Annotated in this window: 15 protein-coding genes and 1 pseudogene; 11 read left to right on the top strand and 5 right to left on the bottom strand. The window is 63.5% G+C overall.

The window, feature by feature from the left end; all coding sequences use genetic code 11:
• Positions 1-65: 65 nt before the first annotated feature.
• The 4 genes from AC5ZG1_RS01370 to AC5ZG1_RS01355 form a co-directional block, all read right to left on the bottom strand.
• Complete coding sequence (locus AC5ZG1_RS01370) at positions 66-3626, bottom strand: error-prone DNA polymerase (RefSeq protein WP_496131791.1); 3561 nt, start codon at positions 3624-3626, stop codon at positions 66-68.
• Positions 3623-5368 carry a Y-family DNA polymerase gene (locus AC5ZG1_RS01365; protein WP_496131790.1) on the bottom strand — a complete coding sequence of 582 codons (1746 nt, stop codon included), beginning with the start codon at positions 5366-5368 and terminating at the stop codon, positions 3623-3625. Before AC5ZG1_RS01365 ends, AC5ZG1_RS01370 begins: the two co-directional genes overlap by 4 nt.
• Entirely contained in the window at positions 5259-6053 is a 795-nt protein-coding gene (locus tag AC5ZG1_RS01360; protein WP_456643005.1) for an ImuA family protein, read from the bottom strand. Before AC5ZG1_RS01360 ends, AC5ZG1_RS01365 begins: the two co-directional genes overlap by 110 nt.
• A 116-nt stretch (positions 6054-6169) precedes the next feature.
• A complete protein-coding gene (locus AC5ZG1_RS01355) occupies positions 6170-6340 on the bottom strand; it encodes a hypothetical protein (protein WP_496131789.1) in 171 nt (56 codons plus the stop codon).
• Here AC5ZG1_RS01355 and AC5ZG1_RS01350 point away from each other — a divergent pair.
• Complete coding sequence (locus AC5ZG1_RS01350) at positions 6339-7694, top strand: UdgX family uracil-DNA binding protein (RefSeq protein ID WP_496131788.1); 1356 nt, start codon at positions 6339-6341, stop codon at positions 7692-7694. The two genes, AC5ZG1_RS01355 and AC5ZG1_RS01350, sit on opposite strands and share 2 nt — an antisense overlap.
• A 418-nt stretch (positions 7695-8112) precedes the next feature.
• Complete coding sequence (locus AC5ZG1_RS01345) at positions 8113-9741, top strand: inorganic phosphate transporter (RefSeq protein WP_496131787.1); 1629 nt, start codon at positions 8113-8115, stop codon at positions 9739-9741.
• A gap of 183 nt (positions 9742-9924) precedes the next feature.
• Here AC5ZG1_RS01345 and AC5ZG1_RS01340 read toward each other — a convergent pair whose 3' ends face one another.
• A complete protein-coding gene (locus AC5ZG1_RS01340; protein WP_496131786.1) occupies positions 9925-11097 on the bottom strand; it encodes a M20 aminoacylase family protein in 1173 nt (390 codons plus the stop codon).
• A 211-nt stretch (positions 11098-11308) separates the two neighbouring features.
• Between AC5ZG1_RS01340 and AC5ZG1_RS01335 the strand changes: the two genes are divergently transcribed.
• The 9 genes and pseudogenes from AC5ZG1_RS01335 (at position 11309) to AC5ZG1_RS01295 (ending at position 18257) form a co-directional block, all read left to right on the top strand.
• Complete coding sequence (locus tag AC5ZG1_RS01335; protein ID WP_496131785.1) at positions 11309-12928, top strand: GMC family oxidoreductase; 1620 nt, start codon at positions 11309-11311, stop codon at positions 12926-12928.
• A gap of 78 nt (positions 12929-13006) precedes the next feature.
• Positions 13007-13375 (top strand): type II toxin-antitoxin system RelE/ParE family toxin, encoded by a 369-nt coding sequence (locus AC5ZG1_RS01330; protein WP_130224289.1) that lies wholly within the window; start codon positions 13007-13009, stop codon positions 13373-13375.
• A 2-nt stretch (positions 13376-13377) separates the two neighbouring features.
• Entirely contained in the window at positions 13378-13719 is a 342-nt protein-coding gene (locus AC5ZG1_RS01325) for a helix-turn-helix domain-containing protein (RefSeq protein ID WP_456643009.1), read from the top strand.
• A gap of 5 nt (positions 13720-13724) precedes the next feature.
• Positions 13725-14633 carry an alpha/beta fold hydrolase gene (locus tag AC5ZG1_RS01320; protein WP_496131784.1) on the top strand — a complete coding sequence of 303 codons (909 nt, stop codon included), beginning with the start codon at positions 13725-13727 and terminating at the stop codon, positions 14631-14633.
• Positions 14634-14753: 120 nt separating this feature from the next.
• Positions 14754-15284: a putative immunity protein gene (locus AC5ZG1_RS01315; protein ID WP_496131783.1), complete on the top strand. Its 531-nt coding sequence runs from the start codon at positions 14754-14756 to the stop codon at positions 15282-15284.
• Positions 15285-15409: 125 nt separating this feature from the next.
• The gene (locus AC5ZG1_RS01310) at positions 15410-16099 is read left to right on the top strand and encodes a glutathione S-transferase family protein (RefSeq protein WP_496131782.1); all 690 of its coding nucleotides are present in this window, start codon (positions 15410-15412) and stop codon (positions 16097-16099) included.
• 24 nt (positions 16100-16123) lie between these two features.
• Positions 16124-16829: pseudogene (locus AC5ZG1_RS01305) on the top strand (class I SAM-dependent methyltransferase).
• A gap of 139 nt (positions 16830-16968) precedes the next feature.
• A complete protein-coding gene (locus AC5ZG1_RS01300; protein ID WP_028167161.1) occupies positions 16969-17919 on the top strand; it encodes a metallophosphoesterase family protein in 951 nt (316 codons plus the stop codon).
• Between the two features lie 14 nt (positions 17920-17933).
• Entirely contained in the window at positions 17934-18257 is a 324-nt protein-coding gene (locus AC5ZG1_RS01295) for a cupredoxin domain-containing protein (protein WP_028167162.1), read from the top strand.
• Positions 18258-18268 lie beyond the last annotated feature (11 nt).

Raw genomic sequence — 18268 nt, 5'->3', positions numbered from 1 at the left:
CAATGGATTCCGGGCTCGCGCTGCGCGCGCCCCGGAATGACGGAGGAGAGAGGCGGCGCGCTCCCTCAATGGAAATCGCGTGACGGCGGCAGAATGCGGACGTTGCGGGGGTGGCGGATTTTTTGCGGGGAGTTTTCGCCGTGGTCGCGGCGGTCGTCGTTGAGGGGTTCGACCAAAGCGGGGCCGGCGGGCACGGCAGGCTTGGCGCTGAAGGCGTCGTTGGAGAGATTGATGAGGTCGTAGGAACGGTCGATCATGCGCTGCGCAACCAGGTGCGTCACCTCCTCCGGGCTACTTTGGATATAGCCTTCGACCAAGATCAGCCGCGCGCCCATCACTTCTTTCCGGTATTGCTCCATCACCTTCGGCCACACCACGATATTGGCGATCCCGGTCTCGTCCTCGAGCGTCATGAACACCACGCCATTGGCGCTGCCCGGGCGCTGCCGCACCAGTACCACGCCGGCGCAGCGGACGCGGCGCCTATCGTTCCGATGGCAGATCTCCTGGCAGGGCACGACGCGCTCTTTTGCAAACATCGCGCGCAGGAACTCCATCGGGTGGCCTTTCAGCGACAGGCGGATGGTCTGGTAGTCGGCGACCACCTGCTCCTGCCGCGGCATCTGCGGCAAGGGTTTTGCGTTCTCGTCCGGCTGCTCGCGGGCAACAGCGGCTTCGAACAGAGGCAAAGGCACGTCGTCGGGCAGCCGCCGCACTGTCCAGAGCGCTGCGCGGCGATCGAGCCCGATCGAGCGAAAGGCATCGGCGTCCGCCAGCAGGATCAGCGCGCGCTTGGGCAGGCCGGTGTCGCGGGCGAAATCCTCCAGCGAGGTGAAGGGACGCCGCTGCCGCGCAGCGACAATGCGGTCGGCCCAGTCGATTTCTTCACCTCTCCCATAGGGAGAGGTCGCGCCCAACGGGTCGCGCCGAAGGCGCGCCCGATGACAGGCTCCAGCGCGGGTGAGGGGCGCGGTCTCTCGTGGGACCTGAGCCCCCTCACCCGACTTGCACATGGTCATGTGCAAGTCGACCTCTCCCCGCTGGGGAGAGGTGGGAGCGTGCGGCAACATCGCAGGCTCACCACGGAATGACGCCTGGATTTGCTTCAGCTTCTCCTCATCCGGGTCTTTCCAGTTGAAGCCGTCGATCTGGCGGAAGCCTAGCCTCACGGCACAGTGCTTACCGCTGCCCTCCTCCAACATATTCTGGGCGAAGCTGTAGGATATGTCGATCTCTCGAACCTCGACGCCGTTCTTGCGGGCGTCGCCGACGATCTGCGCAGGGGCGTAAAAGCCCATCGGTTGCGAGTTGAGCAGTGCGCAGCAGAAGGCGTCGGGGTGATGATGCTTGAGCCAGGAGGAGATGTAGACGAGTTGGGCAAAACTCGCGGCATGGCTTTCCGGGAAGCCGTAGGAGCCAAAACCCTTGATCTGGTCGAAGCAGCTTCTGGCGAATTCGCCATCGTAGCCGCGCGCGACCATGTTGCCGATCAGCTTGTCCTCGTACTTGCCGATGGTGCCGAGATTGCGGAAGGTCGCCATCGAGCGGCGCAGGCCATTGGCCTCTTCGGAGGTGAATTTTGCGGCTTCGATGGCGATCCGCATCGCCTGCTCCTGGAACAGCGGCACGCCGAGGGTCTTGTGCAGCACTCTGTACAATTCGTCTGCAGGACCGTGCTCCGGTGACGGTGATGGATAGCTCACCTTCTCCTGCTTGTTTCGCCGGCGCAAATAAGGATGCACCATGTCGCCCTGGATCGGCCCCGGACGCACGATCGCGACCTCGATGACGAGGTCATAGAACTCCCGCGGCTTCAGCCGCGGCAGCATGTTCATCTGCGCGCGGCTCTCGACCTGGAACACGCCGAGCGATTCACCGCGGCACAGCATGTCGTAGACTCTCTTGTCGTCCTGCGGAACGGTCGCAAGCTCCCAGCGCTCGCCCTTGTGATCGGCGATCAGGTCAAAGCTCTTGCGGATGCAGGTCAGCATGCCTAGCGCCAGCACGTCGACCTTCATCATGTTGAGCGCGTCGACGTCGTCCTTGTCCCATTCGATGAAGGTGCGGTCGTCCATCGCGGCATTGCCGATCGGCACATAGGTATCGAGCCGGTCCTGCGTCAGCACATAGCCGCCGACATGCTGCGAGAGATGGCGCGGGAATTCGATCAACTCAGTGGCGAGATCGACCGCGAGCCCTATCATCGCATTCTTCGGATCGAGCCCCGCTTGCCGCACCTGCATGTCGTTGAGGCCCTTGCCCCAGCTTCCCCACACAGTATCGGCGAGCGCGGCGGTGACGTCCTCCGTCAGCCCAAGCGCCTTGCCGACGTCGCGGATCGCGCTGCGCGGACGATAATGGATGACGGTTGCGATGATGGCGGCGCGGTGACGGCCATAGCGGCGATAGACATATTGCATCACCTCCTCGCGCCGCGAATGCTCGAAATCGACGTCGATGTCGGGCGGCTCCAGCCGCTCTTTCGAGATGAAGCGTTCGAACAGGAGATCGACCTTGGTCGGATCGACCGAGGTGATGCCGAGCACGTAGCACACGGCCGAGTTTGCCGCCGATCCCCGCCCCTGGCACAGGATGCCCTGGCTGCGCGCGTAACGGACAATGTCGTGCACGGTCAGGAAATAATGCGCGTATTTCAGCTCGGCGATCAGCGCGAGCTCCTTGTGCAAGGTGGCGCGAAGCGTGTCGTCGATCTTGCCGCCGAAATAATTAATGACACCGGCCCAGGTCAGGTCTTCGAGATGCTGCTGCGCGGTCTTGCCCGGCGGCACCGGCTCATCGGGATATTGATATTTGAGCTGATCGAGCGAAAAGGTGATGCGGTCGGCAAAGCGCATGGTCTCGGCGATCGCGTCGGGAAAATCGCGGAACAGCCGCGCCATCTCCTGCGCAGGTTTCAGATGCCGCTCGGCATTGGCTTCCAGTCTTTTGCCGATCGCATCGATCGTCATCTTCTCCCTGATACAGGTGAGCACATCCTGCAGCGGGCGGCGCGCGGGATGGTGATAGAGCACTTCGTTGGTTGCGAGCAGCGGCACGTCTGCTGTCGTCGCAAGGTGATGCAATCGTGCCAGGCGCCGCTTGTCGTCGCCACGATAGAGAAGGCTTGCGGCGAGCCATACGCCATCAGCACGGCTTGCTTTCAGGCGTTCGAGCAGATCGAGCGACTTTGTCGTCTCGAAACGATGCGGCAAGGACAGCACCAGGAGCTGGTCTTCGGCGAATTCCAGGAGATCGCTCAGCTTCAGACGGCACTCACCCTTTTCGATCCGCTTGATGTCATCGCCGCGCTTGCCGCGGGTGAGAAGCTGGCACAACCGGCCGTAAGCCGCGCGGTCGCGCGGGTAGACCAGGATGTCAGGCGTGCCATCCATGAATACGATGCGCGAACCGATCAGCAGCTTTGGCGGATGGGTCACTTTCGAATTTTCGAGCTCCTTGTAGGCGCGCACGACACCGGCGAGCGTGTTGTGGTCGGCAAGACCGATCACGGGGATGCGGAGAATGCTCGCCTGATGCACATAGGCGCGCGGATCCGATCCGCCGCGCAGGAAGGAGAAATTGCTTGTGATGCCGATTTCGGCATAGTCGGGCGCCGGTTCCATCATGCGAAAAGCCCATGCACGAACCAGTTGGCGGGAATGGGCTTGCCGTCTTCGTCGATCAGTTCGCTGTCGTAAAGGCCGTCGCGAAAGATCCAGAAGCGCAGACCCTGCTCGTCCTCGACGCGGAAATAGTCGCGCGTCAGCACCTTCCCGTCCCGCTGCCACCATTCCATGGCGATGCGCTCGGGACCCTCGACCCGCACCACCTGATGCGTGGCGCGCCGCCAGGTGAAGCGATGCGGCGGTCCGTCCGGCACGGTGGCGAACGGCACCTTGATCGGCTCTGGCCTTTCGAACAGGCGCAGCGGACGGAGCGGCGGTTCGCCCTCGGCGCGCACGGGCCAGGAGGCTTGCGAGGCCGCGGCCAGATGATGCTGCGCAGGGGCGGCAAGCGCCGCGCGCTCGGGGATATGGGTGTCCTCCGGCAGGTACACGACCACGCGCTTGCCGCCGATGCGGGCGGCGATGCGGTCGATCAGCGCGGCAAGCTCGTCATTGTCATGGACATGGGCATCGAGATCGCGCTGCTGCTGCACCACGATCTCGGTACGACCAGCCGACAGGCGGATCAGGTCGAAGCCGAAGCCGGGATCGAGGGGATCGCTCAGTGCATCGAGCCGCTCGCGGAACAGGCGGTCGATCACCTCGGGCTTCGTGACCGCACGCCCGGTCTCGACGGCAAGCGTGCGCACCGCGCCGTCGGTGCGGAAGAAACCTGCTTCCAGCTTCCGCGCGCCCTTGCCCTGCTTGTCCATCGCCTGGACCAGCATCTTGGCGAGGTTCTGCAGCGTCAGCGCGATCATGGGCTCGGTCGTGACCGGCTCGGGAAACCGCTTTTCGACGATGTAGTCAGGCAATGGCTTGCGCGGGCTGATCGGCGCATCGCCCTGCCCCAGCGCGTGCGCGAGCAACGTGGTGAAGGCAGCACCGAAACGCGCCGCAATCTCATGGCGCGCGCGGGCAGCAACATCGCCGATCGTCTTCAAGCCGGCGCGGCGCAGGCCTTTGGTGATCGTCTCATCGGCGCCCAATGCCGAGATCGGCAGAGGGCTGACAGCTTCGACCTCCGCACCATCCTCGATGATCCTGCCTGACGAATGCCGCGTCAGCGTACGGGCGCAAACCGAGGTGGCTGCGATCGCGCCGCTGACGGCAAAGCCGCGCCGACTGAGCGCGCCGCAGATGATCTGCAGCATCGCGTGTTCGCCGCCGAACAGATGGGCGCAGCCGGTGATATCGAGGAAGAGACCGTAGGGCGGATCGAGCGCCACCAGAGGTGTGAAGCGGTCGCACCAGTCGGCGATGTCATTGAGCGTTTTGGCATCCGCGACCTCGTCGGCATCATAGACCGTCAGTTCCGGGCAGATCGCGCGGGCATTGGCGAGTGGCAGGCCAGTCGACAGCCCGCTTCGCGCGGCGATGTCGTCGAGAGAGTGGACCACCAGCGCGTTGTGCTCCTTGATGACGACAACGCTGGGGATTTCTTTCTTCACCTCTCCCATAGGGAGAGGTCGGATCGCATCGTTAGATGCGATCCGGGTGAGGGCTCTCTCCCCACGAAGAGTCTCGCCCGCGGAGACACCCTCACCCCGGCCCTCTCCCGCAAGCGGGAGAGGGAGCTCAGTGCCCGTGTGGTTAGCTGGCGAGGCGCTGCTTCGCGCCAGTTGCCGCTTGATCCGATCGATGGGCAGGCGCGGCAGCCACAGGCTGAGGATACGCCGACGGTTCACTGAAAAGGCACTCATCACATTTCCATTCCATGATCCATCGCCCGACCGGGCCATGACGGTTGCGAACGAGCTGCGCATCGAACAGAGGCGCGCCCCACGCGCTCCAACTGGCGCCCGGCGGCGAATGCGCCGCGCGCACGATCCATCTGGTTTCCGCGGTGGACGGAAGCGGCGTTGCCGCCAGGCGCAGCAGCAGCGCGGGGACGCCTGATGATTGCGCTGATAGCGTCAGCTTGCGGCTCGCGACCAGATCGAGCTGCTTGGACTCGCCCCAGACTTCCATGATGACGGCGCCTAGCGCGTCGCAAGCGAGCGCATCGGCCGTGGTGCGCAAGGCATTGTCGATGTCGGCGGCGCGCACGGTGACGAGGAGACGCGGATCGAGGCCAAGCTCGGACAGACCGTTCATCGACAGCGCGCCGGATTCGGTTTCGGAAAAATCCTGCCGCACCCAGACCAGCGGCTTTCGCGCGGCAAGACGGCCGGCGAGACCTGCGATGAAACCGGTGGCGGAAGCGCCCTGGTGCCCCTCGGCAAACACCTCGTGCACCGCGGCTTTCGCGAGGCCGCCCTTGAGCATCGCATCAGCGCCGGCATGACCGAGCGCGATCCGCGGCAGCGGATGCGCTTCATTGGATGTCTCAATGCGCTCGATGCGCCCACGCAGGGACGCAAGCGTGCTCAGGCGTGCGCTCGTCATGCGCCGCTCCTTAAGGAAGATATCGGGGCCGCTGCCGGCTTCCGGGAGAAACTAGAAGCTGGCCCAATTGTTCATGGTATGTTCTAATATAAAGCCAACTGCGCGGGAGGAGTCAATCAGATTGGTAACGGGATAAATTCATGAATGAAATCAATTGGATTCATGAGAGCCGTCATGGCCGGGCTTGTCCCGGCCATCCACGTTCTTTCCTTGGTGAGGAAGGCGTGGATGCCCGGGTCAAGCCCGGGCATGACGAGAGGAGAGACAGGAGGGAGAGTAAGTGCCATGCACCACATCATCCTGGGCAGCGAGACTGATTTCGACGGCTGGCGAAAGGCAGCACGGACGCTGGTGCTGAACGAGGTGCCGCCTGACGATGTGACGTGGACGGTGCGCAACAACGAAGTCGAACCGTTCGATGCGCCGGACCGCGAAGCACCGCTCGAGCCGCCGCATGGCACGTTCAGCGTGCCGGCCAAATTCGTCGAGCTGGCGAAAACCGCGATCCTGCATCGCGATGCCGAGCGCTTTGCCCTGCTCTATCGCCTGTTGTGGCGCCTGCGCCGCGACCATGACCTGCTCGACGTCGCCGACGACCCTGATGTCGCGCGCATCCATGCGATGGCGAAGGCCGTGCATCACGAGGCACAGCGGATGCGGACGTCGATCCGCTTCCGCGAGATCGGGCGCGAGCACAAATCGCATTTCGTCGCCTGGTTCGAGCCGCAGCATCATGTCGTGGAACTGGCGGCGCCATTCTTCGCGAGCCGCTTCGCCGACATGCCCTGGTCGATCCTCACACCTGATGTCTGCGCGCATTGGGATGGACATGCGGTGTCGATCACCCCTGGTATCGGCGAGGCCGGGATGCCTGCAGGCAATCGGCTGGAGGAAATCTGGCAGCGTCATTACGCTACGATCTTCAACCCAGCCCGGCTGGCAGCGAAGCAATCGAGGAACCTGCCGGAGGCTTCGACGATTAAGCCCACAAGCGAAATCGCCACGCCACCGGAACCCGCCATGATCCGCCACGCCGACCGACTGAGTGCGCTGCGGAAGGAAGCCGCCGATTGCCGCGCCTGCCATCTCTATGAGCATGCGACCCAGACCGTGTTCGGCGAAGGCCCGCAAAGCGCGCAGGTGATGCTGGTCGGCGAGCAGCCGGGCGACAAGGAAGATCTCGCCGGAAAACCGTTCGTCGGTCCCGCCGGCCTGATGCTCAACCGCGCGCTTGACGAGGCCGGTATCGACCGCAAAAAGGTCTACGTCACCAATGCGGTGAAACATTTCAAATTTGTGCCGCGCGGCAAGATCCGCCTGCACCAGAAGCCGAATACGCCGGAGATCAAGGCCTGCCGCCAATGGTATGAGCGGGAACTCGCATCGATCAAACCGGACCTGGTAGTGGCGATGGGCGCGACCGCTGCGCAATGCGTGTTCAACAAGCTCACGCCGATCAACAAGAACCGCGGCCGCCTGATCGATCTTGACGACGACGTCAAGGCGCTGGTGACGGTGCATCCCTCCTATCTGCTGCGGCTGCCCGATGAGGATGCGAAAGCGCGGGAATATCAACGCTTTGTCGAGGATCTGAAGATCGCCGCGGAACTGTTGAGGAAACGCGCGCGGGCTGCGGCATAAGCATGGCCCCATGCATAGCACTGCAAATATCAAGCCGTTGATAAGACTGATATCTATTTACAACCTTACATTGATGGACAATACTCCCCTATTACAGGGGGAGTTTGGGGCGTCTTGTTCACGCCAATGACGTTCCCATGCGGTCGACGCGCTGCCACGGCGCCACAGCCCCGGCGTCAGGCAGCGCGCGACCGCTCCTCTCCATCACATATCCATCACACACTTTCGCTGCGCGCATGGCTCGTCATGTGAATGGTCAACATTCGTGTCGCGAGCGCGCGTGACAGACGATCATCGATGCAACACCCAAGCACCGTTGCGACACGTGTTTCATTCAAGCAAACTACGGCTGTCATCTAACCTTCAAGTCAATGGTCAAGACTAAGGGCCTCCTTCCGTATTTCGACGGGGCCTCAGAATGACCGATTTTGCACTCAATACTTCAGTACGCGACGAAAGACCGATTCAGCCGGCTTCAAGGCCAAATCTCGATAAAGGCTTCAATCCGCTGACGATGATCCTCTTCTTCGGCATCCTCGCGGCGGGGTTGCTGTTCGTCGCCTACAGCATCTATTCCGACGTCGATGCCACCGGCACCCGCGTCACCACGTTCTTGCCCTACATCCTGCTGTTCGTTGCGCTCTTGATTGCGCTCGGCTTTGAATTCGTCAACGGCTTCCACGACACCGCCAACGCGGTCGCGACCGTGATCTACACGCATTCGCTGCCGGCCGAAGTCGCGGTGATGTGGTCGGGCTTCTTCAACTTCCTCGGCGTGCTGCTCTCGTCTGGCGCGGTCGCCTTCGGCATCATCTCGCTGTTGCCGGTCGAGCTGATCCTGCAAGTCGGCTCCAGCGCCGGCTTTGCCATGGTGTTCGCGCTGTTGATCGCCGCGATCCTGTGGAATCTCGGCACCTGGTATTTCGGCCTGCCAGCCTCGTCTTCGCACACGCTGATCGGCTCGATCATCGGCGTCGGCATTGCCAACGCGCTGATGCGCGGCCGCGATGGCACTTCCGGCGTCGACTGGAGCAAGGCCACCGAGATCGGCTATGCGCTGTTGCTGTCGCCGCTGGTCGGCTTCGTCTGCGCCGCAATCCTCTTGCTCGTGCTCAAGATGATTGTGCGCAACCCTGCGCTCTATGCCGCGCCCGAAGGCAACAAGGCGCCGCCGCTCTGGATCCGCGGCCTGCTGATCCTGACCTGCACCGGCGTCAGCTTCGCGCACGGCTCCAACGATGGGCAGAAGGGCATGGGCCTGATCATGCTGATCCTGATCGGTACCGTGCCGACGGCGTATGCGCTGAACCGCACGCTGCCGGAATCCATGGTCGCCCAGTTCCAGAAGAACTCGGAAGCTGCCTCCAAGGTGATCGCGGCGAAGGGCGCCGGTCACAGCATCATCGGCGATCCCCGTCCGGCCGTGACGCAGTACATCTCGCTGCACCACCTCAATGAGGGCACCTTCCCCTCGCTCGCGGTGCTGGTGAAGGATGTCAGCGACCAGGTGACGAGGTACGGCTCGCTGACCAAGGTGCCCGCGGAAGCCGTCGGCAACACCCGCAACGACATGTACCTGATTTCGGAAGCGATCCGCTTCCTGATGAAGGACAAGGAGAGCGACCTCAGCAAGGAAGACATCGCGACGCTGAACGCCTACAAGGGCTCGCTCGACAGCGCGACCAAGTTCATCCCGACCTGGGTGAAGATCGCGGTGGCGATCGCGCTCGGCCTCGGCACGATGATCGGCTGGAAGCGGATCGTGATCACGGTCGGCGAGAAGATCGGCAAGACCCACCTGACCTACGCGCAGGGCGCCTCCGCCGAGCTCGTTGCCGCCGCCACCATCGGAGCCGCGGACACCTTCGGCCTGCCGGTGTCCACCACGCACGTGCTGTCGTCCGGCGTCGCCGGCACCATGGCCGCCAACGGCTCGGGGCTGCAGATGGCGACCATCCGCAACCTCCTGATGGCCTGGGTGCTGACGCTGCCCGCCGCGATCATGCTGTCGGCTTCGCTCTACGTGCTGTTCGCGAACGTGTTCTGAGCGGCAGAGCCATCAACAACAAAGGCCCGCGCGATGCGCGGGCCTTTTGTTTTGTCGCGAAGACCGCGTCACACACTCTGTCATTGCGAGGAGCGCAGCGACGAAGCAATCCATCTCTCCGCAAGCGGAGGCATGGATTGCTTCGCTGCGCTCGCAATGACGGGGAAGGACGACGAAAGGGCGTCACGCCGCGAGCGTGTTCTCCACCAGCTTGATCCAGTAGGACGTGCCGTAGACGATCGCCTCGTCGTTGAAATTGTAGGCGGGGTGATGCAGGCCGGCGCTGTCGCCATTGCCGCAGAAGATGAAGGCGCCGGGGCGCGCTTCCAGCATGTAGGCGAAATCCTCCGCGCCCATCATCGGCGGCATTTCGTGGACGTTGTTCTCGCCGGCGATTTCCTTGGCGATCTTGGTCGCGAACTCGGTCTGCGAGCGATGGTTGACGGTGACGGGATAGCCGCGCTCGTAAGTGAGGTCGATCCTGGCGCCGGTCATCTGCGCAACGCCGGCGACCACCTCATGGATGCGCTTCTCGACCAGCGCCCGCACCTCCGGCGTCAGCGTGCGCACCGTGCCACGCAGCTCCGCGGTCTGCGGGATGACGTTCCGGGCATTGCCGGCGTGGAATTCGCAGATCGAGATCACGGCCGAATCCAAGGGATCGACGGTGCGCGAGACGATCGACTGCAGCGCCGTGATCAATTGCGAGCCGACCAGCACGCTGTCGATGCATTTGTGCGGCCGCGCGGCATGGCCGCCATGGCCTTCGATCCTGAAGTCGATCGCGTCCGTTGCCGCCATGATCGGGCCGGTCCGGATGGCGAACGAGCCGACGGGGATGCCGGGGCCATTGTGCATGCCATAGACCTGCTCGATGCCGAACCGCTCCATCAGCCCGTCCTTGATCATCGCGGCAGCGCCCGCGCCGCCCTCCTCGGCCGGCTGGAAGATCACAACCGCGTTGCCGGCGAAATTGCGGGTCTCGGCGAGGTAGCGGGCGGCCCCTAACAGCATCGCGGTGTGCCCGTCATGGCCGCAGGCGTGCATCTTACCTGGCGTCCTGGATGCATAGGGCAGATTGGTCTCCTCCTCGATCGGCAGCGCATCCATGTCGGCGCGCAGCCCGATCACCCTGATGTCGCCATTGCCGGCGGGTTTCTTGCCCTTGATGACGCCGACCACGCCGGTGCGGCCGAGCCCCGTCGCGACCTCGTCGCAGCCGAATTCGCGCAGCCGCTCGGCCACGAATGCTGCAGTGCGGTGGGTATCGTACATCAGCTCGGGATGTTCATGGATATCCCGCCGCCAGGCCTGGATGGCGGGCTGCAGGTTGGCGACGCGGTTGACGATGGGCATGGCACTTCTCAAGTTCTGTGATTCAAACGTGTGTGATGTTTAGCATGCAAGCGGCGGTCCACCCAACAGGCACAGCGCCCGGGTCATGCCTAATCGTCATGGCCGGGCTTGTCCCGCCTGCCGACGTCTGACTATTTGGACAGCAGAGAATGCGTAGATGCCTGGAACATTTTCGGGCAACGCGGCCCACGGACGGGTGGAAAGCAAGAGAATGCCTGGAAAGCTCGAGGGTGATTTCGACTATATCGTCGTGGGCGCCGGCACCGCCGGCTGCATCATGGCGAACCGGCTTTCGGCCGATCCGGCAAAGCGCGTGCTGGTGCTGGAAGCCGGCGGCGACGACAACTGGATCTGGTTTCACATCCCGGTCGGCTATCTCTTCGCGATCGGCAATCCGCGTTCCGACTGGATGTTCAAGACCGAGGCGGAGCCCGGCCTCAACGGCCGCGCGCTCGCCTATCCCCGCGGCAAAGTGATCGGCGGCTGCTCGGCGATCAACGCCATGATCTCGATGCGCGGACAGGCCGCCGATTACGATCACTGGCGCCAGCTCGGTCTCACCGGCTGGGGCTACGACGACGTGCGGCCGGTGTTCCGCGCGATCGAGGATCATTTCCTGGGGCCGAGCGAGGACCACGGCACGGGCGGCGGCTGGCGCATCGAGGCGCCGCGGCTGTCCTGGAAAGTGCTGGACGCCGTCGGCGACGCCGCGGAAGAAATGGGCATCAGGCGCATTCCCGATTTCAACACCGGCGACAACGAAGGCGTGAGCTATTTCCACGTCAACCAGAAGCGCGGTCGCCGCTGGTCTTCCGCGCGCGGCTTCCTGAAGCCTGCATTGCACCGGCCGAACCTGCGGCTGGAAAAGAACGTGCTGGTCGATCGCCTGATCGTCGAACAGGGCCGCGCGGTCGGCGTGCGCTTCATGCGCGACAATGAAATCATCGAAGCCCGCACCAAGGGCGAAGTGATCCTCACCGCCGGCGCGATCGGATCGGTCCAGGTGCTGCAGCGCTCCGGCATCGGGCCCGCCGAGTGGCTCACACCACTCGGCATCGACGTCGTGCTCGACAAGCAGGGCGTCGGGCGCAACCTGCAGGACCATCTGCAGCAGCGAGCGATCTACAAGGTCACTGGCGTGCGCACGCTGAATGAGACCTATTATTCGCTGTTCCGCCGCGGCCTGATGGGCCTCGACTACGCGCTGCGCCGGCGCGGGCCGCTAACGATGGCGCCGTCGCAACTCGGCATCTTCACCCGCTCCGATTCCACCCGCGAGCGCGCCAACATCCAGTTCCACGTGCAGCCGCTGTCGCTCGACAAGTTCGGTGATCCCCTGCACCGCTTCCCCGCGATCACCGTGAGCGCCTGCAACCTGCAGCCGACCTCGCGCGGCACCGTCCGCATCCGCTCGGCGCAGCCCGACGAGAAGCCGTCGATCGCGCCGAATTATCTTTCGACCGACGAGGACCGCCAGGTCGCAGCGGACGCGATCCGCACCACGCGCCGTCTGATGAAGCAGAAGGCGCTCGCGCAGTACCGGCCTGAGGAATTCCTGCCCGGTCCCTCCGTCGGCGACGACGATGCATCGCTCGCAAAGGCCGCCGGCGATATCGGCACCACGATCTTCCACCCCGTCGGCACCGCGAAAATGGGCACGGCCAACGACCCGATGGCCGTGGTCGACGAACGCCTGCGCTTCTTTGGGCTTGCGGGCTTGCGCGTGGCCGACGCGTCCGTGATGCCGACGATCACTTCGGGCAACACAAACACGCCGACCGCGATGATCGCGGAGAAGGCCGCTGCGATGATTTTGGAGGACGGGCGGTAACCCATCTCGTTCTGTGCGCCGAATTCGCCTTTGGCAGCAGCCATTGACCAAATCCTATAGGTATATTACTATATAAAAGTGAATGATGCGTTGCGCGAGATTAAGCCTGCCATTTTCGTGGGCTCGAGCCAGAAGGACTTGCGGGCCTTTCCTTCAGCCGTCCGAAGCGAGATCGGTCAATCGCTTTTCGAAGCGCAACTGGGCGAGCATCCACGCAACGCCAAGCCCTTGAAGGGCCTGGGCGGCGTACTAGAGATTCGAGACAATTTTGACGGCGACACTTACCGAGCCGTCTACACGGTCCGGTTCGAAGGCGTCCTGTACGTCCTGCATGCGTTCCAAAAGAAATCCACAAGTGGGATCGCCACACCGCAACGACATATGGATTTGATCCGGCAGCGTCTACGCGATGCGGAGGCTATCCACAAGGCAACCAAGGGAGACTAGCGATGAGCGCCAAGAAAAAAGTGCCCGCCCATACCAAGGGCTCCGGCAACATTTTCGCTGATCTCGGCTTGCCCAACGCCGAGGAGCACCAATTGAAGGCCGCGCTGGTCGTGCAGCTCAAGCGGCTGATGGCCGAACGGGAGTTGACTCAGACCGAGGCCGCCAAGCTGGTCGAAATGAAACAGCCCGACCTCTCGAAACTCCTGCGGGGTCACCTCAAGCTCGCATCCGTGGAAAAACTGATGCGGATGCTCACTGCTTTCGACCAGGACGTGGAAATCAGGCTGAAGCCGCATCGTAAGCGCGGCGAGGCAGGCCGGATCACGCTTGTTTCTGCGGTGTAGAATGTATGCTCAGTCAGCGCCGCATCTCGATCGGATCTGCAGATAGGCGCATTGCGCTGGTGCAATGGGCCGAAGACAGCTCGCACTGGCCGCCCGCGCTTCTGCTGCACGGCACTGGCTTCGTGGCCAACGTCTGGGATGACGTCGCGCGCGATCTTGCATCCGACTACACGGTATATGCGCTCGATCGCCGCGGCCACGGCGACAGCCACAAGCCCGCGACGAACTGCTATCACTTTCAGGACTATGCGCAGGACGTGTGCAGCGTCATCGAAGAGCTCGGCCTGCACGACATCTACGGCATCGGCCACAGCGCAGGCGCAACCGACCTGCTGCTTGCCGCAAAGCTGCTGCCGGGACGCTTCGCACGCCTGTTCGTGATGGAGCCGACCATTATGGATCCGCGCGCCGCGCGCGACGGCGTGACGGAATTGAGCGAACGAGCAACCTCCTCCGTGCAAGGCGCCCTGCGCCGCCAGGCCGAGTTCGACAGTTTTGACGCGGTATTTACACGTTATCGCGCCGCGCCGGCATTTGCGGATTGGTCCGAGACTTCGCTCTGGGCCTATATCAGGCATGGCTTTGCGCCCCTGGAGAACGGAAGGGTACGGCTTCGTTGCACGCCCGAAATCGAGTCGGCGATCCTGCGCCCGATCTTCGAGGCCATGGAGCAGGTCTACGCCGGAGATGCGCGCGGCAATCCTTTCGGCTGGCTCAGTGAAATCGCTTGTCCCGTGCGCGTGGCCACAGCCGAAAAGTCCTGGCCGATCTACAAGGAGATGGCGTCACGAGCCGTCTCGCTCATTCCCGATGTCAGCGCGTGGAATTTCGATGGCATCGGCCATTGCGTGGCGCAGGAAGCGCCGCCAATGCTGTTGCAGGCCCTGCGGGAATTCGCGCGATCGGAACGATGAAGCCCGCTCACTGCAGCACCGGGCTAATCCAAAGCCGCGTCGCCGGTCCTCTATATTGAAACAGCCCAGAGCAACACGTTAGTTCGTTACGAATATCCATTGTGGAGGAAGTTCAAATAAATGGACAAACCAACCTTACCGGAATTGACGATCGAGAAGCTATGCCATGTTGCGAATTGGGCCGCCGACTGCGCGGAACGAGCACTCCCGGTGTTCGAGGCGCGCGCTCCAAATGACGCTCGTCCGCGCCAAGCCATCGACGCCGCACGAGCTTTCGCGCGCAGCGGTGTACGGACCGCAGATATTCGCAAGTTCGCGTGGGGCGCACAGTCGGCCGCAAAAGATGTGCAAGAGCCTGCCGCAGCTGCAGCCGCTCGTGCCGCTTCGACCGCTGCCGCGACGGCTTACACGCATCCAATCGCGACATCGCACCAGACAAATCACATCTTGAGCTCAGCCGCCTACGCCGCGCATGCAAGGGCGCTTTCGGCCGGCGACGAACCCGGTGCGAGCGACGCTGAAATTCGGTGGGCGATTGGGCGTGCATCGCCCGAGATCAGGCAGCTCGTCCAGCAATTTCCTACACGCGCCCCAAGCAAAGGGCGGTTTCACACACTGCTTTATCGCCTCGATACCGGCTTGCGGAGCTGATCGACGTACATGCGTCGAATGCTGGCCGGCCGAACGCATCACGCAACAATTGAAGTTGCGAAAGATGCGAGAAGGCGTTATATCGCGTAGCCGGGCGCGCTGCGCCGCCACCGACGATCGGGCTCATGAAACTCTACAACTTCGCATTCGGCCCCTACCCGCAGCGGTTGACTATCTACGTCGCCGAAAAGGGCCTCACGGATATCGAACTGATCCGTTTGGATCCGCCGACCGACAAGACGAACTGGCCGCCGGCCTTCCTCAAAGGTCTCACGCCCGCCAGTTCGTTGCCGATCGTCGTAGACGACGACGGGACGGTGGTCGGGCAGTCGCTGGCGATCCTCGAATATCTCGAGGACACCCGTCCGGGCCCAGACATGCGCGGCAGGACGCCGGCGGACCGGGCGCACACGCGGGAGCTCGTCACAGTCTTTGACGACGCGCTTTCGTTCTTCGCCCTGTGGGCCCGGCACGGCAGCCTTCTAAATCGCGGCGTCGACCGCGAAAGTCGCGACGTCGCCGAGATCTGCGCTCCCAGCTATTTCCAGAAACTGCGGCTCGCCGAGCGGATGATCGGCGATGCCGAATTCCTGGCCGGCGATGCGGTGACCATTGCCGATTGCGTGGCGATGGCGACGCTTCGTTACGTCGACGGCTTCTACGACGTGCCGATCCCGTCCGATTGCTCCCGGCTCTCCGATTGGTACGCGCGCTTCTCGTCGCGGCCCAGCGTGCCGGCCCACGACTTTCCTCCCCATCAGCACGCGCTTGCGCGTCATCTGATGACGCAGACCGGGATTTCGATCGAGCCATGAAACGCGTCACCCTGGAGAGCGCGCATGAAGAATGACACGTCCGCCGCTGCCTCGCCGGTTTCCGAGATCGTGCGCCACTTCAGCGATCCCGCAGCAGTAGCCCGCTACGCCGAGGATACGCCGCGCAAGGTGCCCGGCTTCGCCGATCTTCAGCGCATGGCGTCGCTGCTGCTCGCCGAACGCGCGCCGGAAGCGGCTGATATCCTCGTCCTCGGTGCCGGCGGCGGTCTGGAGCTGAAAGCGTTCGCCGAGGCAAGGCCGCGCTGGGGCTTCACGGGGATAGATCCCTCGGCGGCGATGCTCGATCTCGCGCGTGACGTGCTGGGGCCGCTCGCCGCGAGGGTCCGGTTGATGCAAGGTTTGATCGAAGACGCACCTGCCGGGCCCTTCGATGGCGCGACCTGCCTGTTGACACTGCATTTCCTTTCGAAGCCGGAGCGCCTGCGCACGCTGCGCGAGATGCGGCGACGGCTCAAGCCGGGCGCGGCGCTCGTCGTGGCGCATCACAGCCGGCCGCGGGGCGGCGCGCTCGAATGCTGGCTGACGCGCTCCGTCATGTTCGCGAACGGCACCGGAGCCGATCCCGCGCAGGTGTCGGCCTCCGCCGCTTCCGTGGCGCAGCGGCTGCCCATTCTGTCCGCCGAAGAGGACGAAGCGCTTCTCGCGGAAGCGGGCTTTTCCGACGTTCTACGCCGGATTTACGTTCCGAGGCTGGGTCGCAGCCGGCTGACGGGACACACCTTGCACGGCGCTGCTGCTCACGAAATCGTCATCGCCTCGCGCCAATAGACCGCCGCTGCCGGGAATAACCCCTCCCCTCGCCCAATCACATCTCCGCAGACCCAATCACGGGCGCATGGAGAACTGCGATGAGCGAGTTCGATCACGACCACAGGGACGAAGAGCGCGGCGTGAGCCGCCGCAGGGTGCTGGAGTGCATGACCTGGGCGGGCACCGGCGTGCTCTGGACAGTGGCGGGCGGCGTGCCGCGCTCGCTCGGCATGGTCGGTTCTGCGCAAGCCGCCGAGGCTTCCGGCATGACCTTCCTGCAGATCAGCGACAGCCATGTCGGCTTCGACAAGGCCGCCAATCCGAACGCGCTCGGCACGCTGGAAGAAGCGATCGGCAAGATCAACGCCATGCCGGCGAAGCCCTCCTTCATGATCCACACCGGCGACATCACACATCTGTCGAAGGCCGCCGAATTCGACAATGCCGAGCGCGTCATCTCGCAGGCCAAGCTCGACGTGCATTACGTGCCGGGCGAGCACGACCTGATCGACGAGGAGGTCAAGCTCTACAAGGAGCGCTACGGCCGCGGCACCAGGGGCGCCGGCTGGTATTCGTTCGACGCCGGCGGCGTGCACTTCGTCGGCCTCGTCAACGTCGTCGACCTCAAGGCCGGAGGCCTGGGCAATCTCGGCGCCGAGCAGCTCGAATGGCTCGAGGACGATCTGAAGGGCCGCTCGAAATCGACCCCGATCGTGCTGTTCGCCCACATCCCGCTATGGACCGTCTATCCGACCTGGGGCTGGGGCACCGAGGACGGCGCACGCGCGCTGGAATATGTGAAGGGTTTCGGCTCGGTGACCGTGCTGAACGGGCACATCCACCAGGTGATGCAGAAGGTCGAAGGCAACGTCACTTTCCACACCGCGCGCTCGACCGCCTTCCCGCAGCCGGCCCCGGGCACTGCGCCCTCGCCGGGTCCGATGAAGGTCGAGGATGCCAAGCTGCGCAGCGTGCTCGGCATCGCCAGCGTCAACTTCAAGCAGGGGCAGGAGCGCCTCGCCATCATCGACACGCCGCTGCAGGGCTGAAGAGGAACAGGTTCATGAGCACGATCAATCGCCGTGACTTCGGCATCGCCGTCGCCGCGGCCATGCTGCTCCGCGCCACCGCTGCGCGCGCCGCCGATATGGAAGTGCATATCGACAATTTCGTTTTCCAGCCCGCGCAGCTCGACGTGAAGGTCGGCACGACCGTCACCTGGACGAATCGCGACGACATTCCGCACACGGTGGTATGCGCGGGAAAATTCAGGTCGAAGCCCATGGACACCGACGGCAGCTTTTCATTCACCTTCACGGAGGCCGGCGAGTACAAATATTTTTGTTCCCTGCACCCGCACATGACAGGCATGATCAGGGTCGAGTAAGTTGACGATCT

The organism is Bradyrhizobium sp. Leo78 (assembly GCF_059512425.1).
This window is presented reverse-complemented; position numbering and strand designations above follow the sequence as displayed.